The organism is Neoroseomonas rubea (genome assembly GCF_016106015.1).
Lineage (GTDB): Bacteria > Pseudomonadota > Alphaproteobacteria > Acetobacterales > Acetobacteraceae > Neoroseomonas > Neoroseomonas rubea.
Window position 1 is genome coordinate 1 of the sequence record NZ_JACADQ010000751.1, and the last position, 575, is coordinate 575.

The 575-nt window shown below is 75.8% G+C and carries 1 protein-coding gene; it reads right to left on the bottom strand.

The window, feature by feature from the left end:
* Nucleotides 1–113 precede the first annotated feature (113 nt).
* On the bottom strand, nucleotides 114–575 hold a 462-nt coding region (locus tag HW577_RS26210; RefSeq protein ID WP_232475257.1), incomplete at its 5' end, for an OmpA family protein.

Here is a 575-nt window from a genome sequence, read left to right on the forward strand (position 1 = left end):
AGTGAGGTCGGAGTTCGAGCGTGTGCCCTTCCGATCCGGGCGCCGGCCCCGGGCCCGGCGCGGCCGGACGCGGAAGTCGGATCGTCGCGTCCGGATCCGTCACGCCAGCGCCGTCAGCTGCCGATGTTCACCACCTGCACGCGCCGGTTGCGCGCGTTCGGCACTTCGTCCGGCGTCGGCACGAGGAGCTGCGTCTCGCCCATCCCGACCGCGACAAGGCGCTGCGGGGCAACGCCGAACTTGGCGATCAGGTAGTCCCGCACCGCCGCCGCGCGGCGTTCCGACAGCGCCTGGTTCGACATCGCGTCGCCCACCGCGTCGGTGTGGCCTTCGATGCGGAAGCGGAAGGCGGCGAGGTCCTGCGAGGCCAGGGCACGGCCGAGCGGGGCGAGCGCCCGTTCGGCCTCCGGCGTGATCTGCCAGGACCCGCTCGCGAAGGTCACGGTGATGGAGGCCGAGGGCGCGTCCGACGTCGTCTCCCGCACCGGCGGGCGGGCCACGGCCGGCGTCGCGGGGCGCGCGGTCGTCACCGGGCCGGTCGTCGGCGCGCCGGGGCCGGCGACGGAAGGCGCGGG